This is a genomic window from Streptomyces sp. NBC_00104 (genome assembly GCF_045160825.1).
GTDB lineage: Bacteria > Actinomycetota > Actinomycetes > Streptomycetales > Streptomycetaceae > Streptomyces.
Window position 1 is genome coordinate 1908362 of record NZ_CP108215.1, and the last position, 13566, is coordinate 1921927.

12 protein-coding genes and 1 riboswitch are annotated in these 13566 nt (G+C 72.2%); of the genes, 3 read left to right on the plus strand and 9 right to left on the minus strand.

What is annotated here, in order from left to right; all coding sequences use genetic code 11:
- Positions 1-8: 8 nt before the first annotated feature.
- From hisG to OG272_RS08305, 6 genes are all read right to left on the minus strand, one after another.
- Positions 9-866 (minus strand): ATP phosphoribosyltransferase, encoded by an 858-nt coding sequence (gene hisG, locus OG272_RS08280; RefSeq protein WP_326584154.1) that lies wholly within the window; start codon positions 864-866, stop codon positions 9-11.
- Positions 867-950: 84 nt separating this feature from the next.
- Positions 951-1223: a phosphoribosyl-ATP diphosphatase gene (locus OG272_RS08285; RefSeq protein WP_257562976.1), complete on the minus strand. Its 273-nt coding sequence runs from the start codon at positions 1221-1223 to the stop codon at positions 951-953.
- Positions 1224-1257: 34 nt separating this feature from the next.
- A complete protein-coding gene (gene ribH / locus OG272_RS08290; RefSeq protein WP_037701318.1) occupies positions 1258-1743 on the minus strand; it encodes a 6,7-dimethyl-8-ribityllumazine synthase in 486 nt (161 codons plus the stop codon).
- Positions 1744-1792: 49 nt separating this feature from the next.
- On the minus strand, positions 1793-3082 hold the full coding sequence (locus OG272_RS08295; RefSeq protein ID WP_327730609.1) for a bifunctional 3,4-dihydroxy-2-butanone-4-phosphate synthase/GTP cyclohydrolase II: 1290 nt from the start codon (positions 3080-3082) through the stop codon (positions 1793-1795).
- The gene (locus OG272_RS08300; RefSeq protein ID WP_327730608.1) at positions 3079-3711 is read right to left on the minus strand and encodes a nicotinamide mononucleotide transporter family protein; all 633 of its coding nucleotides are present in this window, start codon (positions 3709-3711) and stop codon (positions 3079-3081) included. The genes OG272_RS08295 and OG272_RS08300 overlap by 4 nt, the downstream gene beginning before the upstream one ends.
- Positions 3708-4340, minus strand: a complete 633-nt coding sequence (locus OG272_RS08305; protein ID WP_326584151.1) for a riboflavin synthase — start codon at positions 4338-4340, stop codon at positions 3708-3710. Before OG272_RS08305 ends, OG272_RS08300 begins: the two co-directional genes overlap by 4 nt.
- Positions 4341-4495: 155 nt before the next feature.
- A riboswitch (FMN riboswitch) is annotated at positions 4496-4626 on the minus strand.
- Between the two features lie 802 nt (positions 4627-5428).
- Here OG272_RS08305 and OG272_RS08310 point away from each other — a divergent pair.
- Positions 5429-6187: an NAD(P)H-binding protein gene (locus OG272_RS08310; RefSeq protein ID WP_326584150.1), complete on the plus strand. Its 759-nt coding sequence runs from the start codon at positions 5429-5431 to the stop codon at positions 6185-6187.
- 178 nt (positions 6188-6365) lie between these two features.
- Here OG272_RS08310 and OG272_RS08315 read toward each other — a convergent pair whose 3' ends face one another.
- Complete coding sequence (locus OG272_RS08315) at positions 6366-8018, minus strand: ROK family protein (protein ID WP_405892978.1); 1653 nt, start codon at positions 8016-8018, stop codon at positions 6366-6368.
- A 300-nt stretch (positions 8019-8318) separates the two neighbouring features.
- On the opposite strand from OG272_RS08315, the gene OG272_RS08320 reads away from it, so the two are divergent.
- On the plus strand, positions 8319-9530 hold the full coding sequence (locus tag OG272_RS08320; protein WP_405892979.1) for an MFS transporter: 1212 nt from the start codon (positions 8319-8321) through the stop codon (positions 9528-9530).
- 169 nt (positions 9531-9699) lie between these two features.
- On the opposite strand, the gene OG272_RS08325 is transcribed toward OG272_RS08320, so the two are convergent.
- Positions 9700-10911 (minus strand): glycoside hydrolase family 6 protein, encoded by a 1212-nt coding sequence (locus tag OG272_RS08325; RefSeq protein ID WP_405895997.1) that lies wholly within the window; start codon positions 10909-10911, stop codon positions 9700-9702.
- Positions 10912-11120: 209 nt separating this feature from the next.
- Here OG272_RS08325 and OG272_RS08330 point away from each other — a divergent pair, with 209 nt between their 5' ends.
- Positions 11121-11804 carry a DUF5995 family protein gene (locus OG272_RS08330; protein WP_326584147.1) on the plus strand — a complete coding sequence of 228 codons (684 nt, stop codon included), beginning with the start codon at positions 11121-11123 and terminating at the stop codon, positions 11802-11804.
- Positions 11805-11835: 31 nt separating this feature from the next.
- Here the strand turns inward: OG272_RS08330 and OG272_RS08335 are convergent, their stop codons facing one another.
- Entirely contained in the window at positions 11836-13548 is a 1713-nt protein-coding gene (locus OG272_RS08335; protein ID WP_327730604.1) for an NAD(P)/FAD-dependent oxidoreductase, read from the minus strand.
- Positions 13549-13566 lie beyond the last annotated feature (18 nt).

Sequence of the window (13566 nt, forward strand, 5' to 3'; positions counted from 1 at the left end):
CCCGGCCGTCAGAGGCGGCAGGCGTGGATGGCGGTGGTCAGGATGGCCCGGGCGCCGATGTCGTACAGGTCGTCCATGATCCGCTGGGCCTCCTTGGCCGGGACCATGGCGCGCACGGCGACCCAGCCCTCGTTGTGCAGCGGCGAGACGGTCGGGGACTCCAGGCCCGGCGTGAGCGCGACGGCCTTCTCCAGCTCCTCGACGCGGCAGTCGTAGTCCATCATCACGTAGGTCCGGGCCACGAGGACGCCCTGGAGGCGGCGCAGGAACTGCTGCACCTTGGATTCGTTCTCCGTGGAGGTGTCGGCGCCGACGCGGCGGATGACGACGGCCTCGGACTTCATGATCGGGTCGCCGAAGACCTCCAGCCCCGCGTTGCGCAGCGAGGTGCCGGTCTCGACGACGTCGGCGATGACCTCGGCGACGCCCAGCTCGATGGCGGTCTCGACGGCGCCGTCGAGGTGGACGACGGAGGCGTCGACGCCGTGGTCGGCGAGGTGTCCCGCGACGATGCCCTCGTAGGAGGTGGCGACCGTCATGCCCTTCAGGTCCGCGACGCCGTTCGCCGTGCCGGGCTTGCCGGCGAACTGGAAGGTGGAGCGGGCGAAGCCGAGCGGCAGGATCTCCTCGGCCTTGGCGCCGGAGTCGATGAGCAGGTCACGGCCGGTGATGCCGATGTCGAGGCGGCCGGAGGAGACGTAGATCGCGATGTCGCGGGGGCGGAGGTAGAAGAACTCCACCTCGTTGACCGGGTCGACGATCCGCAGTTCCTTGGACTCCCGGCGCTGCTGGTAGCCGGCCTCATGCAGCATCTCCCCCGCAGGTCCGGACAGGGAACCCTTGTTGGGGACGGCGATGCGCAGCATGAGGCGAGCTTCCTTCGTTCGTGTTCGTGCGTACGGAGTGGGGTGGGGTGCAGTGCGGTGCGGTGCGGTTTATGGCGTTACGGCTCAGAGGTGGGCGTACACGTCGTCCAGGGAGATGCCGCGGGCGACCATCATCACCTGGACGTGGTACAGCAGCTGCGAGATCTCCTCGGCGGCCGCTTCCTTGCCCTCGTACTCGGCGGCCATCCAGACCTCGGCGGCCTCTTCGACGACCTTCTTGCCGATGGCATGGACGCCCTTCTCGACCAGCTCTGCGGTGCGGGAAGTGGCGGGGTCGCCGTTGGCGGCCTTGTGCTGGAGCTCGGTGAAGAGCTCCTCGAACGTCTTCTTGGACATGGTGAGGCTCAGCCTACGCGCAACCGCCGGTGTCTCAGCGCCAGGGTTCAGATACTGAGCGGAGGGTGGCCGCCGTCGCCACGGCAGCCGTCACCGCCTCGTGGCCCTTGTCCTCGTTCGAGCCCTCGATGCCCGCGCGGTCCAGGGCCTGTTCCTCGGTGTCGCAGGTCAGTACGCCGAAGCCGATGGGGACGCCGGTGTCGACGGAGACCTGGGTGAGGCCCTGGGTGACGCCGTGGCACACGTACTCGAAGTGGGGGGTGCCGCCACGGATGACGACGCCGAGGGCGACGATCGCGTCGTAGCCGCGGCCCGCGAGGACCTTGGCGACGACGGGGAGTTCCCAGCTGCCGGGGACCCTCAGGAGGGTCGGCTCGTCGATGCCCAGGTCGCGCAGGGCGCGCAGGGCGCCTTCGACGAGGCCGTCCATCACCTTCTCGTGCCACTGGGCCGCGATGACCGCGACGCGCAGGTCGCCGCAGTTGCGTACGGACAGTTCGGGTGCGCCCTTGCCGCTCACGTTGCTCCTTGGTTCCTGGAACTCTTGCTCGTTGGTCTTGCCGCTGGTGTTACTGGTCGCCGCAGGTGGACGCGGTGGCCGCGTCCAGCCACGGCAGGTCGTGGCCCATCCGGTCCCGCTTGGTGCGCAGATAGCGGAGGTTGTGCTCGCCCGCGCGGACGGGCATCGGCTCGCGGTCGATGACGTCGAGGCCGTGCCGGACGAGGGCGTCGGTCTTCTCGGGGTTGTTGGTCATCAGGCGCACGCTGCGGACGCCCAGGTCCTGGAGGATCTGCGCGCCGGCGCCGTAGTCCCGGGCGTCGGCGGGCAGGCCCAGCTCCAGGTTGGCGTCGAGGGTGTCGCGGCCGAGCTCCTGGAGTTCGTACGCGCGCAGTTTGGAGAGCAGTCCGATGCCGCGTCCCTCGTGGCCGCGCAGGTAGACGACGACGCCCCGGCCCTCGGCGGCGATGCGTTCGAGGGAGGTCTGCAGCTGGGGGCCGCAGTCGCAGCGCAGCGAGTGGAAGATGTCGCCGGTGAGGCATTCGGAGTGGACGCGGACGAGGACGTCCTCGCCGTCGCCGATCTCGCCGTGCACGAGGGCGACGTGCTCGACGCCGTCGACGGTGGAGCGGTAGCCGTAGGCCGTGAAGTCGCCGAAGGCGGTGGGCAGTTGGGTCTTCGCCTCGCGCTTGACGGTGGGCTCGGCGGAGCGGCGGTAGGTGATCAGGTCCTCGATGGAGATGATCGTCAGGCCGTGCTTGCGGGCGAACGGGATCAGTTCGGGCAGGCGCAGCATGCGGCCGTCCTCGCCGGCGATCTCGACGATCGCTCCGGCCGGGCGCAGGCCCGCGAGGCGGGCGAGGTCGACGGCGGCCTCGGTGTGGCCGTCGCGGACGAGCACTCCGCCGGCGCGGGCGCGCAGCGGGAAGATGTGGCCGGGGCGGACGAAGTCGCCCGGCTCGGCCGTGCCGCTCGCCAGGAGCTGGAGGGTGGTGGCGCGGTCGGAGGCGGAGATGCCGGTGGTGACGCCGTGCTGGGGAGCGGCGTCGACCGTGACGGTGAACGCGGTGCGCATCGACTCGGTGTTCTGCTGCACCATCTGCGGCAGTTCGAGCCGGTCCAGTTCGTCGCCCTCCATGGGGGCGCAGATCATGCCCCGGCACTCGCTCATCATGAAGGCGATGATCTCGGGGGTGGCCTTCTCGGCGGCGATGACGAGGTCGCCCTCGTTCTCGCGGTCCTCGTCGTCGACGACCACGACCGGGCGGCCCGCCGCGATGTCGGCGATGGCCTGTTCGATCGGGTCGAGCCCGAAGTTCTCGATGCCGTCGGTGCTGTACAGGATCGGCGCCGTGGTCATGCCGGGGCTCCTTCCAGGGTGGGCCTGCGGGAGCGCAGCCACCAGTCGCGCATGCCCCACAGGACGAGCGCGCCGTAGATGATGTAGACGAATCCGGAGAACGCGTAGCCGTTGGCGAAGTTGAGCGGTACGCCCACGAGGTCCACCAGCAGCCAGGCGAACCAGAACTCGACCATGCCGCGCGCCTGGGCGTACATGGCGACGATGGTGCCGGTGAAGATGTACGCGTCCGGCCAGGGGTCCCAGGACAGGGTCGGGAACGCGGTGAAGAGGCCGCCGACGGCGAGGGTGCCGAGCACGGCGCCGGCGATGAGGTAGCCGCGCTCGCGCCAGGTGGCGAAGCGCGGGGCGATGGCGCCGTCCGCCGCCTGCTTCTGCGTACGGTTCCACTGCCACCAGCCGTACGCGGCGACGGCCATGACGATGACCTGCTTGCCGGCGCTGCCGGTGAGGTGGCCGACGAAGGCGCCGAAGAGGACGAGGCCGGAGAGGAACTGCACGGGCCAGTTCCACAGGGAGCGGACGGCGCCGAGGGCGAGGGCGATCAGGCCGAGGATGTTGCCGATCATGTCCGACCAGAGGATCTGCTGGCCGAAGGCGGTGAAGGCGACGGTGTTCAGCGAGTTCACTGCGCCGCCCCCTGGATGCCTGTCCCCCGGTCGTCCGCTCCCCGCGTGCCCAGCAGCCGCTCGACGTACTTGGCGATGACGTCGACCTCGAGGTTGACCGGGTCGCCGGGCTGCTTGCGGCCGAGCGTGGTCAGGTCGAGGGTGGTCGGGATGAGGCTGACGGTGAAGTAGTCGGGGCCGGCGTCGACGACGGTGAGGCTGATGCCGTCGACGGTGATGGAGCCCTTCTCCACGACGTACCGGGTGAGGTCCGCCGGGAGCGAGATCTTGACGATCTCCCAGTTCTCTGACGGCTTGCGCTCGATGACCTGGCCCGTGCCGTCGACGTGACCCTGCACGATGTGCCCGCCGAGGCGGTCGCCGACCGCCATCGGGCGTTCGAGGTTGACGCGGGAGCCGGTGGTGAGGGCGCCGAGGCTGGAGCGTTCGAGGGTCTCCGCCATGACGTCGGCGGTGAACCAGTCGTCCTCGTGCTCCACGACCGTGAGACAGACGCCGTTGACGGCGATGGAGTCGCCGTGGCGCGCGCCCTGCGTGACGACGGGGCCGCGCAGACGAAAGCGGGAGGAGTCGCCGAGCTTCTCGACGGCGGTGACCTCACCCAGCTCTTCGACGATTCCGGTGAACACTTCCCGGGTCCTCCTGCCTCGTGGGGCACGGACTCCGGGGCTGTCGAAGACGACAGACATGAGCGGACAGCGGCACAGGGAGCGACGCCGTGTGAAGACCCACCCCTGTCGAGGTAGGCCAAAAACAGACGGCGGCGCGCACGAATGCCCGCCCGCCGCGCACTGCCTCCCATCCGGACTTTAACCGTCGGTCCAGGAATTTCACCTGGTCAACCGGCCGCTGGAAGCGACCGGGTCGCGGACTGTAACCGCCGGTTCGGACTTTCACCGACCCCGGAGTGCGCTGCTTCTGGTACATGGCCAGTGTGCCACGCCCGGTTGGCACCCATGCGGGTGAGCGCTGTGGGGTGGCTCACAGGCCGTGTCGCTGGACTTCCCCAGCGAAGCACGGCGGGTTTCGGCTATCACTGACCAAGGGTCAACTTCCGTCACAGTGGCCCCACTCGAAGGGGCACGGACCCATTGACCCGCTTGGTCTAGTCCTTTTAAAGTCTGCGGTCGCGGTACCCGCCTCGAACGGCCCGGCGGCGGTGACGACGGCCCTTGCCCCGCCGCCGGGTCCCACGCGTGTGTCTGCCGGCGCCTCCTGGAGAGCGCGGGCGGGCGCTCCGGGCCGAGCCCGGCAGACGGTGGGTCGGACCGAAAGGGCGAGGGCGGTGCGCTTCGAAAGGCCCGGTTCGAGCCGACGGTGGAGCGGCGTGGTGACGGACATGCGGGTCGTGGTGAACCCGGACAAGCTGGAGTTCGCGGGACGGCGACAGGCCGGAGCGTGAGCGCGGGACGGCGACAGGCCGGAGCGTGAGCGCGGGACGGCGACAGGCCGGAGCGTGAGCGCGGGACGGCGACAGGCCGGAGCGTGAGCGCGGGACGGCGACAGGCCGGAGCGTGAGCGCGGGACGGCGACAGGCCGGAGCGTGAGCGCGCGAGCCGACCCGGGCGGGACCGGGCGAGCCGACCGGGCATGACCGCGTGTCGGCTCTGATCACTCTCCCTCGCCGTGGTTGTCACATTCCGCGGGGCGACTGCGTCGTAGCTGCCGTAGGGCGTTTCCAGCCGGGAGCGTCCGGCGAACGAAGGGGATGGACAGCATGACCACGATCCTGGTGACCGGCGGCACCGGTGTCCTCGGCCGGCACGTCACCGAGCGGCTGCGGGCGGACGGGCACGAGGTACGGGTGCTCAGCCGGCACGCGCGGCCGTACGCCGTCGATCTCGTCGCGGGCGGGAGCGGGCTGGACACGGCCGTGACGGGGGTGGACACGATCGTGCACTGCGCGACGTCGCCGCGCGGGGGCGACGAGAAGGCGGCGGAGAACCTGATCGCGGCGGCGCGGCGGGCCGGGGTGCGGCATCTGGTCTACATCTCGATCGTCGGTGTGGACCGGGTGCCGTTCGGCTACTACCGGTCCAAGCTGGCCGTCGAACGGCTGGTCGAGGAGTCGGGGCTGGGCTGGACGACCCTGCGCGCGACCCAGTTCCACGACCTCCTCGTGATGCTCTTCCAGGGCCTCTCCAAGCCGCCGGTCATGATGCTCCCCGCCGGGGTGAGCGACCAGCCCGTCGCCGTCGCCGAGGTCGCCGACCGCCTGGCGGAACTGGCCGTGGGCGCCCCCGCCGGCCGCGTCGACGACATGGGCGGCCCCGAGGTCCTGTCCTTCCCCCAGCTGGCCCGCGCCTACCTGACGGCCACCGGCCGGCGCCGCCCCCTGCTGAACGTCCCGCTGTTCGGCAAGGCCTACCGGGGCTTCCGGACCGGGGGCCATCTCACGCCGGGGCGGGCCGTGGGGAAGGGGACGTTCGAGGAGTATCTGGCGAAGCGGTTCGGGGCGGGGCGGGGGAAGCACTGAGGAGCGGGACGGGCCGCCGACCTCTGGCCGCCGGACGCCGGACGCCGGACGCCGGACGCCGAGGAGGGTGGCGGTGGCGGTAGCCGGGGCGGTGATCCCGGTGGAGACCGTGGGCCGGTGGGCCGGTGGGCCGGTGGAGACGGTGGGCCGGTGGTGACGCGCGGCTCGGCGCCGAGCGCTATCGCGCGGGCGGTGCGAACAGCTCGTCCTGAGCCGCCTCCCGGGCCATGAGCAGCGCGCCCCGCAGTACGGCGGCCCCGCCGAGGCCGCTGGCCCGGACCTCGGTCGGCAACGGCGACATGGCCGCCAGCCGCTGCCCCACCCTGACGGCGAGCTCCTCCCCACCGGCCTGCCCGACCTCACCCCCGAGCACCACACAACCGGGGTCGAGCACGGCGACGACGGAGGCTGCGCCTATGGTCAGGCGGTCGGCGAGGGCGTCGAGGAAGCGGGCGTGGGGGTCGGCGGGAGGGGCGGGGGCCGCAGCGGGGCGGGGCCTGTACGGCGAAGGGTTCGCCGGGTCCGCCGACGGGGTCCGTGTCGCGGCCGAGGGGGGCGACACGTCCATCGTCCGCGCAGCCACCGCCCGCGCCGAACGGCTCGGCCCGCCCGCCGAGGAGCCCGTGGCCTCGACGGACGTGCTCGCGTCCGTCACCGACGTGCCCCCGGCCCCCGTGGAACGGTCCCCACCCTCCGTCGACGACGGGCTCACAGCGCCGCCGGAACGTCCCCCGACCTCCACCGGCAGGCCCGCTGACCCCGCCGGACGCCCCCCGCCCCGCACAGGCGGGCCCGGGACTGCCGCAGAACGCCCGTCGGCCTCCACCGACGGACGCGCCCCCGGCGCGCCGCCCCCGGCCTCCTCCTCCGACCGGTTCGGGGCTCCCGGTGACAGGCCGGGACCGTTCGGGGAGGTCGTCGCGCCGCTCGCCGTGAGCCCGGCGGCAGCCACCCGTACCAGCGTTGCGGCGTACGGCTCGTTCGTCGCCGCCTCGGCCGCGATGCCGTGGGCGGTGGCCAGTGCGACCACCGCCGCCGCGCCGCCCAGGGAGTGGAAGCCGCCCTCGCAGTCGGTGGCCGAGGGGACCGTGGCCGTGCCCGGGACCGGGAGGAAACCGATCTCGCCCGTGCCGCCGGAGGCGCCCCGGCGGAGGCGGCCGTCGAGGACGACGGCGGCGCCGGTGCCGAGGCCGAGCCAGAGCAGGACGAAGGTGTCGCGGTCGCGGGCGGCGCCGTCGCGCTGTTCGGCGAGGGCGGCGAGGTTGGTCTCGTTCTCGACGAGGATCCGGGCGGGAAGCCGTTCACCGAGGGCGGCGACCAGGCGGCGGTGCCATGCGGGGAGACCGCCGGAGTCGCGGAGTTCACCCGTGGCCGGGTCGATGAGGCCGGGGGCGCCGATCGCCACCGTGTGCAGCCGGTCGGCACCCGCCTCCTTCGCGGCGCGCTCCACCAGCGCGACCGCCTGCTCCACCGCCGGCCCCGTGCCGGTGTCGTCCGCGATCGGGACGGACGCCCGCGCCAGCTCCTTACCGAGCAGGTCGGCCACGACGACCGTGACACCCTCGGTGCGCACATCGAGGGCGGCGAGGTGCGCGAGGTCGGCGACGATGCCGTAGAGGCGGGCGTTGGGTCCGCGCCGCTGCTCCCCCGACTCCCCCACGACCTCGATCAGCCCGGCGGCCGTGAGGCGCTCCACGAGGTCGGCGACCGTCGGCCGGGACAGACCGGTGAGCTGCTTCAACTGCCCGGCCGTCAGCGGCCCTTCCTGCTGCAGCAGCCGCAGGGCGAGCCGGTCGTTGAGGGCTCGGGCGGTGCTGGGTGATGCGGGCATGCCGGGATCCTCCCAGATCTGCGGCGCCCTACGGCCGGTGGCCCTCGGGCGCGCACTCCCTATCTATCAGGCAGGGTTCCTGATAGTTTACGTCGGCGTGACGGAGGCCGGGTGGGCCGAGGGCATCGGGGAACCGGACGTTCGAGGCAGCGGGCGAGGAGAACAGCGGGCGGGCCGGAGTGTCGAAGCCCGGGTCCCGCGACGCGGTGACGTGGAAGCCCCGGCGACACTCGGTAGCGACGACGGCGAGAGCCGAGCGCGCCGGCAGTGCGGCGTACCGACGGGTCAGGGAGGCGGAGAATGAGCGCGGTGGTCTACGAGCAGCGCGAGGTGAGGCGGGCACGGTACGCCGTGGCGGCCGTGTTCGCGGTGCACGGCGCGGTCACCGGTTCGTTCGCGACCCGTGTGCCGTGGATCCAGGACCACGCGGGGGTCAGCGCGGGCCAACTGGGCCTCGCACTCGCCTTCCCGGCGATCGGCGCGTCCGTGGCGATGCCGCTCGCGGGCCGGATCAGCCATCGTTTCGGCGCCCGTACGGCGCTGCGGGGACTGCTCGCGCTGTGGACGCTCGCGCTGGTCCTGCCGTCGCTCGCGCCGAGCCTCTGGACGCTCTGCCTCGCGCTGTTCGTGTACGGCGCGTCGGCGGGCATGGCGGACGTCGCGATGAACGCGCTCGGCGTCGAGGTCGAGAACCGCCTCGGCAAGTCGATCATGTCGGGCCTGCACGGTATGTGGAGCGCGGGCGCCCTCGTCGGCTCGGCGGCCGGCACCCTCGCCGCCCACCTCGGCTCGGACGCCCGGCTGCACCACGCGCTCGCCGCGGTCACGCTCACCGTCCTCGGACTGGTCGCCTGCCAGTGGGTACTGGACCTGCGGCCCACCGAGGACGAGGAGCCGCCGCCCCGGTTCGCGCTGCCGCCGAAGTCGGCGCTGCTGATCGGTGCGGTCGGGTTCTGCGCGGTGTTCGCGGAGGGGGCGGCCCTGGACTGGTCGGCGGTCTATCTGCGGGACCAGTTGGAGACCTCGGCCGGGCTCGCGGCGGCGTGCACCACCGGTTTCATGCTGACCATGGCGGTGGCCCGGCTCGGGGGTGACGCGGTGGTCAACCGCTTCGGCTCGGTCCGGACCGTACGGGCCAGCGGTGTCCTGGCCGCGCTCGGCGGGGTCCTCATCGTCGTCGCGAACCAGCCGGCGGTCGCGATGGGCGGCTTCGCGCTGATGGGCCTCGGCATCGCGGTCGTCGTCCCGCTCTGCTTCGCCGCCGCCGGCCGCAGCGGGCCGAACCCCAGCCAGGCCATCGCGGGCGTCGCGACCATCACGTACACCTCCGGGCTGGTCGCGCCGAGCGCGATCGGTGGTCTGGCACAACTGACCAGCCTGGTCGTGTCGTTCGGCCTGGTGACCGTGCTGGCGTGCGGCCTCGTCGCCTTCGCGGGCGTGCTGCGCACCAGCGACCGGGGCCGCCCGAAGGTCACCCTGCCGGACACGCCCGTGCCCGACCCGAGGCCCTGAAGCGGCCGGTCCGGGAGATCGCCCTCAGGGCGCCCCCGTCCAGCCGTACGAGGGGGCGGGGACAAGCACGGGTGCCGGGGCGGGTGCGGACATGTGCTCGGGTGCGGGCATGTGCGCGGGCTCGGGCCGTATCCGTACCGCGCGTGTCCGGCCGATGCCCCGGCGGGCCTCACCCGCGCGCCAGCTCGTACGCGTACCCCGGTGAGAACTCCCCCGCCCTTCCCCGGCAGCCGTCGGACTCGCCCGGCAGCTTCACCCACAGGTAGGCGTCGATGCGGGACGCGCCGGTGGTGAGGGTCGGTGGCCGGCCGAGGCCTCGGCCCGCGGGGTCGCACCACTCTCCGTCGGCCGGGGCGCCGTTGCCGTTGCGGCTGGTGTCGATGACGGCGCCGAGGCCCGCGGGGCCGCCGAGGGCGTCGAGGGCGTCGAGGGCGTCGAGGACCTGACGGGTGTAGGCCCCCTCGGCCTCCGTGCGGTTGAAGTTGGACACGTTGCTGAAGACGCCGTCGGAGCCGTCGGCCGAGGCGGCGCCCGCCTGCCGGAGGAGCGCGGCCTGCTTGTCCGGCGGGTTCCATTCCGAGTGCCCGGCGTCGTAGTAGACGCGGGCTTCGGGGTTGGCCGCCTTGAGGACGCGGCCGGCGCGGGCGAGCGAGGCGAAGCGGTCGGCGCGGGCGCCGGCGGAGAGGCAGTCGGACTGGGCGATCCCGTCCGGCTCCAGGATCACGATGACGTCGTCCGAGCCGAGCCCGGCGGCGAACGCGTCGATCCAGGCGTCGTACGCGTCCAGGCTCGACGCTCCGCCCTGGGACGCTCCTCCGCAGTCGCGGTCGGGGATCGCGTACGCCACGAGGACCGGCACCTGCCCCCGCGCGGCGCCCGCGGAGGCCACCGCCGCGACCTGGGTGGTGGCGGTGGCCGGGGTGGGGTCGGTGAACCAGACGGCGGCCGGCCGGTCGGCGATGCCGGTCGCGATGGCTGTGCTGCGCCGGTCCTGCGGGTGGCCCCGGACCCAATCGAGGACCTTGGAGTCGGGGTGACGGTAGAGCCGGCCGGGGCCGGCCACGGGTACCGTCCGCTGTTCGGTCCGCTCCGCCGAGGGCCGCACACCGGCCTTCTCGGAGGGGTCGGGCGACTTCGAGGACGACGGCGGGGGCGACGCGCGCGACGGGGAGGGCGAGCCCTGAGTCGGTTCGGCCTGATCGGACGGATCAGACGGGTCAGACGGATCTGATGGATCAGACGGATCGGATGGATCGGATGGGAGTGCCGCTGCGCGGCTCGTCAGTGGCCGGGCCTCGTCGGCGCCTCTGTCGCCGCCCATCGCGGCCACCATCCCGGTGACGGTGCCGACGACGGCCACGACCGACGCCGCGGCCACCATGGCGCCGCGCCTCGCCGCCCGCCCGCGTTCGGCTCGGCGTGCGGCCAGACGCTGGGCGCGTAAGCCTGACACGTGGTGCTCCCCCCTGCTCCCCGGACCGCGCTCCATCGGCTCACCGGTACTTCCCGCCGCGCCCGCGTTACCCCGTTCCGGGGACGCGCCGGGCACGGCGGCGCCGGTGTCAGCGTAGGCCTGGGACCCTGCCCCCTATGGCGCAGTTGGAACATTTCATCAATTCCGTGGACTCAGTGGACACCGTCGTCTCCCGTATGCGCGCCCTGGACGCGGTCCTGCCCGAGCGGGACGGGATCGCCGTCTTCAACCGCGTCTACCTCACCGTCACGGAGGCCGTCGACCGGCGGCTGGACGCCGGCCACTTCCCGGACGCCGAGGCCGCGATCACCTTGGACGTGCTCTTCGCCGAGCGGTATCTGAGGGTCGCCGAAGGCGGGTGTACGCCCGCGTGCTGGCGGCCGCTGCTGCAGTTCCGGCGCCATCCCGGCGTACGACCGCTGCAGTTCGCCCTCTGCGGCATCAACGCGCACATCGGGCACGATCTCGCGCTCGCCGTCGTGGACACCTGTCGTACGCTCGGCTGCGAACCCGCCGACCTGGAGGACGAGTTCGAGCAGGTGGGCGATGTCCTCGTCTCGCTGGAGGAACGTATCCGCGAGGAGTTGATGCCGGGCCCCGATCTCCTCCAGATCGCCGATCCGCTCACCCATCTGCTCGGCGCGTGGAGCCTGGAACGGGCCCGTGAGTCCACCTGGTCGGCCGCCCGCGCACTGTGGGCGCTGCGCGGACTCCCCGATCTCGCCGAGGAGTTCGCCCACCGCCTGGACGCGGCGGTGGGCCTGGCGGGCCGCATGCTGCTGACCCCGCTGCCGGCCTGAACGGCTCGCCGCGGCCCCCCTCCAACAGGCCCTAGTCCTCCGGCAGTTCCACCGGTGCGATCGTGTCGTAGACGTCACCGGGCCCGGGGTTGGTCGCGTCGGTGGTGCCCCCGAAGTGGTGCATGACGCCCCAGACCGCGTTGAGCGCGGTCTGGATGGCGCCCTCGGCCCAGCCGGCCGTCCAGGAGATGTCGTCGCCGGCGAGGAAGATTCCCCGTTTGTCCTCGGGCAGCCGGTCCTGCATGAAATGCGTGAACAGGCGCCGCTGGTAGCGGTAGTGACCGGGCAGGTTCGCCTTGAACGCGCCCATGAAGTAGGGCTCGTTCTCCCAGGAGACGGTCACCGGGTTGCCGATCACGTGGCTCCGGATGTCGACGTTCGGGTAGATCTCGCCGAGCGACTTGAGCATGACCTCCATCCGCTCGTTCGCGGACAGCGGCAGCCACTTGAGGCTGTCGTCGCACCACGTGTAGGAGAGACAGATGACGGCGGGCTTGTCCGGACCGTCGTCGAGGAGGTAGGTCCCGCGCGTCATACGGTCGGTGAGCGTCATCGACATGACGTCACGGCCGGTCGGAAGTCCCTTGTCGTCGACGGCCTTGTCCAGCCAGAAGGGCCGGTCGACGGGGACGAACAGCTTGCTGGACTCCATGTAGTGGGTCCGCTCGATGGCGGTCCAGTGGTCGATCGGGAAGAGCGAGTCGTCGCAGGCGATCTTCGACAGCAGCATCCAGGACTGGGCGGTGAAGATCGCCGCCTCGTAGGTGCGGATGTCGCCGTCGGCGTCCGTCACGGTGATCCGGTTGCCGGCCGTGCGGTGCAGCCGGGTCACGGCCGGACGCGGCTCACCGTCCGCGTGCAGGGACTTCAGGGACGTCCCGTACGGCCAGTGCACGATCTTCTCCGGCTCGCGCTCCCAGAGCCGCAGCGGAAGCTGCTGGCTGCCGCCGACGATGCCGCGGTGGTGGTCGTCGGCCTCGGTGTAGACGACGCGCAGGATCTCCAGGATGGAGTTGGGGAAGTCGGTGTCCCAGCCGCCCGTGCCGAAGCCGACCTGGCCGAAGATCTCGCGGTGCCGGAAGGACTTGAAGGCCTCGGAGTCACAGAGGAAGCCGTAGAAGGTCTGGTTGTCGAGCCGCTCGACGAGCTTCGCCCAGATCTCCCGGATGCGCGGCACGTCCCGCTCTCGCAGCGCCCGGTTCATGTCGGAGAAGTCGGCGCCCTCTTCGAGGCAGGCGTTCCAGGCGGCGGCGACGTCCCGGTACACCTGAGGCAGGTCGTCGATCGTCTCGGCGTAGTGGGACTCGCCCTTGAGGTCGACGACGGTCGAGGGCGTCGCCTCCGCGAGGGGGTTGGGGAAGGGCCGGGTCTCCAGACCCGCCAGGTCGATGTAGTGCTGGAGCGCGGTGGAGGACGGCGGGAAGCGCATCGCCCCCATCTCGGCCGTGAGCGACGGATCGCACCCCTCGAACCCCACGGTCCGCAGCCGCCCGCCGATCCGGTCGGCCTCGTACACGACCGGCTTGAGCCCCATCTTCATCAGCTCGTACGCCGCCACGATGCCGGACAGCCCGCCGCCGATGACCGCGACCTCGGTGCCGTGCTCGGTGGCCGGTACCTGGCCCAGACCGGCCGGGTGGGCCAGGAAGTCGTCGTACGCGTACGGGAAGTCCGGGCCGAACATGGTGATCGGCGGCTGCTGTTCGTCTGCGTGCTCGATGGCGTTGGGCACGGTGGACGTCATGGGGTACGGACTCCTTGC